Genomic DNA, 4,816 nt, shown 5'->3' with positions numbered 1-4,816 from the left:
GGTCAGCGTCAGCGCGAACGACTCGGACATCGCCTCGCGGCCCGTCAGTTTCCAGAACAGAAGCCCCTCCACCGGGAGCTGAACGGTAATTCGGTTGAGCATAATCTTTATTCCACTATGGACTAATCTCGGTGTTCATTGAGATATTTTTTAAATCGTGCTTATTTAAGCCATAAACCTGAAAACATAAGGACGCTCCCCAGGGAAACTATGCTTTTAGCAACGATAAGTAGGCAAGGCGCAACGACGCGTGTTATAGACGATATTGCTTCATAATTTTCAGCATTGTATTTTTTGTGCCCTCCTGTAATCCCGGAAAAGATCGTGCAGAGCAGCACAACGGTAACTTTTAGTCCCCATACGCACAGGAAAGACATGGAAAAGATAATCGAATAGTGTTTCGCCGTTGCGACGGAGAATAATGACATTGACTGAGCGAGCCATTTCAACGTAAAACCAATAACAACCGTAACCACTAGCACCAGAACGAACATCAACCCAGCAAGGAACCATTGTTTTTTACTGAATAAGTCTTTTCCATTCCAGATATAAACCAAAGTGATGAAAATGAAAAATATACAACCAATCCATTTCACCTTTCATTCTCCACTATTTTTATTTGTGACCATACAAACAGTAAAACAAATTAACCAGGACCTGGATGTTCACATCTTATCAGATATAAAAACAAAAAATTAATCAATTGCGATATCTTTTTTGTCTTTTCAAATACTCCAAATCTTGTTCATGCGGAAGAATAATCTTTAATCCTTGTCCCATCTGCGAAGCTATATAATTAGCATTAGATAAATGTTCAGCAAGTTCGGCATCTGTTGTATCAAATTCTTTGGACGCGAGTGCTCCTAAGTTCAATGCATGTAATTTACTTTTATCTTTTTCAGCACCGATTAAAAGAGATTTAATATAATCCAACTGACACTTCACCATAACATATAGTGAAAAATCAGGTTTTATTTCCAATCGTTGATTGATTATATCAATGGCATCATTAATGTAATCCAGACCGGTATAGCTTTCTTTATTCTTGTGCAATCTTACACCGATTTCATCTTGAAAAATACTCTATCCTTCCATCTTTTTGCTGGCGAGGTCGTTTTTTAACCGAAAATATAGGGTGCGAGAAAACAACATTACCTAACAGTTGTATTTTATTGCTGAGCAATTCAATATATTTTCAGTGCTGGCTAGGTGAGTTTTTTCTCACATATAACTTCACATTAACACAACATTTTCTGTTCAACTGAATGGCACGCTACAATAGCCGTGCCATAGGAATTATTCAATTATAATAAATTGTCCTCAGGTGCTCTATCGAATAACTCACCTGCCATTGTGGCGATACGTTCGTGTTGCACGAGTTTATCTTTCCAGTCCTGCGGAATACCGGAATAACCATATAATGCCCCCGCGATTTGACCCGCCGTCGCTGCAACGCTGTCAGCATCATCGGCAAGGTTAGCTGCCAGTAGAATGGCATCACGGAAATTATCAGTATTCCATACGGACCACATCGCGGCCTCAAGCGTATCGATAACATAACCACTTGAACGAATCTGATCGCGAGTTTTTTGCTTATACTCACCCGCGTTGATTATCATTACACGTGGCTGAAGCGGCATGACGTGCGGAGAAAAAACAAAAGCTTTATTGCTACCGTTAATCATATGCACAAGCAAATAACTTAAATACTGTGTACTATTTATTGCTTCCGCGGCACCGTGTGTTGCGATACTTTGTTTTTTAGCTTCATAAAACGCTTTGCTTAATGATTTTCTAAAAAAAATAGAGACAGGTGCTTGCCTGATAATGGAAGCATTACCTGCAGTTTCTGGTGCTGTATTACCGCTCCACCCAGGACCAACAGTTAAATATTGCTCTAAAGCAAACCGAGTTGTATTTCCTATATCAAAACAGATGCCATTTGAACTGTTATAACCATGCCGATGCCATTCCAGAAGCTTATTCCTGAAGCATATAGTATCAGCATCACCTTTCTCAAGAAGCGTTTCCGCAAGACATAATGCCATGGATGTATCATCCGTCCATTCACCTGCGCGGAGTCGAAATGGCCCACCACCTATCATATCTTTGACATGTGCTTTGTCACGAGGTAAAAATTCGAGCGTCGTACCTACAGCATCTCCAACAGCAAGACCTATAAGCGCACCGACAGCACGATCCCGTGATTCCGCGAGTGAGATGTTACATTGTGGTGTTAAGTCCCATTGTTTTTGTGCATCGCAATCAAAAGATGATTCTAATAGTTTATCATTATATTTATACTGCATCTTCTGCTGGACTGAAAGACTGCTAACAGGTAAGTACTTACGATATATATCTACATATTTTAACAATACATTCAAATTAGCATGTAAGTCTATCACCATTCACCCATAATAAAATATTTTTAATATCAAACCCTAAAATTCACCAGGATATTTCATTTTAAGATTATGTTGTTTCATTTTGTAATTGGCATCAACCTCATGCGGCAGTCTAACCTTTAACCCTCGGCGGATTTGATCCACAATAAACCAGGCATCCGACAACCTTTCAAAAAACAACTCATCAGAATTATCAAACTCCTTTGCTGCATACATACCGAAAGTCATTTTCCATAATTTTGCTTTATCCTTTTCCTTGCCTTCGATTAAATCCCGTAGAAATATTAATTGTTGTACAATAGAATCGTACATTTGTAAAAGTGGGGAGTGGGGGTTGAGATGTTTTACCTCAGCATATCTCTTTTCTGCTAAAGTTAATGCTTTTTCAACATAATTTAGAGCTGTCATGTTATTCATTATATGGAGTCCAAATATCACGCTTAGTGGTAAACCATTGTATCCCACCGCCTTCTGTCTGGAAAGGTTTGTCTGGTACAGACCAGGTGTCCAAGGCTGGTGTGGCACTACTTCGAAGCATCTCAACTTTTTGTTGCGCTTGATAAGCTTTTACTTCTTTAGGAACAATTAACCCCGTATCCCTGACCTGTCCCTCTGGGTTAATGCCTAGTTTTGTGGCAGGGGTCGATTCGTCAAGAGAATACCAGTTTCCTTGCCAATTCCCTGGGGATTGATTCTGATAAGCTATTTTGCCTTTATTGATTGTTTCAATTGTCACTCTCTGTTCAAGATCTATACCGCTGCGATAAGCTGGTATTTTACTTTCTTCAACACCCTGAGAACGCATAAAATCATCAACAATTTTTTGATTTGCACGGATATTAATATCTCTATTAAGATCGCCCGTGCGTCCAAATTTTTCATTAAGTTCAGCTCTTCGGGCCGAAATATTTGGCTTAACCGGTTCGAGAACAGGCTTACCAGCCCGCCACGCATCAAACCTTGCCCCGCCTTTCATGCCAGCCCCGCCGCCAATAACCGAGCCGATCAGCATCCCCCATTTCTGACCGTCGCTACCTTCGCCAAACAGCATTCCCCCCGCATAACTACCGACTGTCCCACCGCCCATCGCACCGAGGGTACTCAGAAGTGCGATTGCCGGACTGGCCAGCACCGCCATGGCTCCGGCACCAACGGCGAGCATCGTCCAGTTCACCCATTCCGGGATTTCAGGACTTATTTCATCGGTCTGAACTTTGCTTCCACCGATAATAACATTACGCGATCCCTGACTAATCTCAGCGCTGCATGTCAATTTATCGCCTGTGCGAGAGGCGGGAAAGTTGTTGATGTAAACTTTTATCGAACCTTCCGCAACCCGTTGCAGGCTACCGCTGTGCTCATCACACTCTCCGGCTGACAGGTGAGCGCGGATCGCCTTTCGGCTGTTGATAAAAACATTGGGTGAACCTTCTTTTAGCGTACCGGTAGTATGGCGTGGAGCCCATGACATACTGCCGAGGAGCTCACCCAACCCACCCGCAGCGCATGCCCCAGCCGCAACGGCAGAAACAGCAACCAGCGCGGTCCCTCCGGTGACGACAACGGCAGCTGCGCCCAGAATGGCCCCGCCCACCAATCCTGCAATCATCCAGCCTTTTGAGGCTGTATGTGCAATCTCATCATCTACGCGAGCAGCCTGACATTCGGACATGGCTATTCGGCTCGCTGTGCCATCAGATACTTACGGATCCGGTCGGCTGTATCAAGCGGGTCAGAACCAGACACCTGGCGGCATACGGAAAGCTGTGAAAGTAGGTGATGTGATTTGTCTGCGAAAGTCGTCCACAGCGCGTAACGAAGGGGTTGGCTCCCCGGAACGGGTGCAATACTGAGTGGTTTACCCTGTTTTTCAAAAAGCAAATATTGCCCCTCTTTCGCCCGCTGAAGCGAAAGATGTCCATACAGTTCCTGAATGTTTTCAAAGACACTCAATTCCTTACTCTCACTATCAAGCGCAAAAAATGGCCCCTGGCTGTCGGCAGCGAGCATTTCTCTAGTTTCAGTCTGAGCCGGTTTGTGGAACTTAATACTGCGGATAATTTCCTGATATTGATTATGATAATAATCGCTAAACTCGCCCGGGCAAGTACCGATATAACACACCATCTTTTGGCCGCCAGGATGGTCACCGAGCAAAATAACGGTCTGCCTCTGGAAAATGATCGCATTATCATTTTTGAATTGATAAAAAAGCTCAACTGCCGGGAGACCATCAACAGAGGTCATCTGCGAGGATTCGAGACGAAAGTCGGGCACCGTAATTTCCAGTTCACGTAGGCTTTGTTGAATAAATCGAACTTTTGCTGAGTTGAAGGATCAGATCACGCATCTTCCCGACAACGCAGACCGTTCCGTGGCAAAGCAAAAGTTCAAAATAACCAACTGGCCCA

At 43.5% G+C, this 4,816-nt stretch carries 7 protein-coding genes; 1 reads left to right on the top strand and 6 read right to left on the bottom strand.

The window, feature by feature from the left end:
* Nucleotides 1-161: 161 nt before the first annotated feature.
* The 6 genes from FHC48_RS22815 to FHC48_RS22790 form a co-directional block, all read right to left on the bottom strand.
* Nucleotides 162-596 (bottom strand): hypothetical protein, encoded by a 435-nt coding sequence (locus tag FHC48_RS22815; protein WP_059363030.1) that lies wholly within the window; start codon nucleotides 594-596, stop codon nucleotides 162-164.
* Nucleotides 597-699: 103 nt separating this feature from the next.
* A complete protein-coding gene (locus FHC48_RS22810) occupies nucleotides 700-1,053 on the bottom strand; it encodes an immunity protein Tsi6 family protein (protein ID WP_045410452.1) in 354 nt (117 codons plus the stop codon).
* Nucleotides 1,054-1,304: 251 nt separating this feature from the next.
* The gene (tri1, locus tag FHC48_RS22805) at nucleotides 1,305-2,405 is read right to left on the bottom strand and encodes an ADP-ribosylarginine hydrolase Tri1 (protein WP_059363037.1); all 1,101 of its coding nucleotides are present in this window, start codon (nucleotides 2,403-2,405) and stop codon (nucleotides 1,305-1,307) included.
* Between the two features lie 36 nt (nucleotides 2,406-2,441).
* On the bottom strand, nucleotides 2,442-2,822 hold the full coding sequence (locus tag FHC48_RS22800; RefSeq protein WP_008503524.1) for an immunity protein Tsi6 family protein: 381 nt from the start codon (nucleotides 2,820-2,822) through the stop codon (nucleotides 2,442-2,444).
* Nucleotides 2,815-4,077 (bottom strand): polymorphic toxin type 46 domain-containing protein, encoded by a 1,263-nt coding sequence (locus FHC48_RS22795; protein WP_008503525.1) that lies wholly within the window; start codon nucleotides 4,075-4,077, stop codon nucleotides 2,815-2,817. The genes FHC48_RS22800 and FHC48_RS22795 overlap by 8 nt, the downstream gene beginning before the upstream one ends.
* A gap of 2 nt (nucleotides 4,078-4,079) precedes the next feature.
* Nucleotides 4,080-4,715, bottom strand: a complete 636-nt coding sequence (locus FHC48_RS22790; RefSeq protein WP_220420618.1) for a DcrB-related protein — start codon at nucleotides 4,713-4,715, stop codon at nucleotides 4,080-4,082.
* Between the two features lie 19 nt (nucleotides 4,716-4,734).
* Between FHC48_RS22790 and FHC48_RS23610 the strand changes: the two genes are divergently transcribed.
* On the top strand, nucleotides 4,735-4,816 hold an 82-nt coding region (locus FHC48_RS23610; protein WP_223602332.1), incomplete at its 3' end, for a hypothetical protein.

The sequence above is a fragment of the Enterobacter sp. EC_50 genome (assembly GCF_019584525.1).
Classification (GTDB): Bacteria; Pseudomonadota; Gammaproteobacteria; order Enterobacterales; family Enterobacteriaceae; genus Enterobacter; species Enterobacter roggenkampii.
Note: the sequence above shows the minus strand (reverse complement) of the source record. Positions and strands in the feature narration are given on the sequence as shown.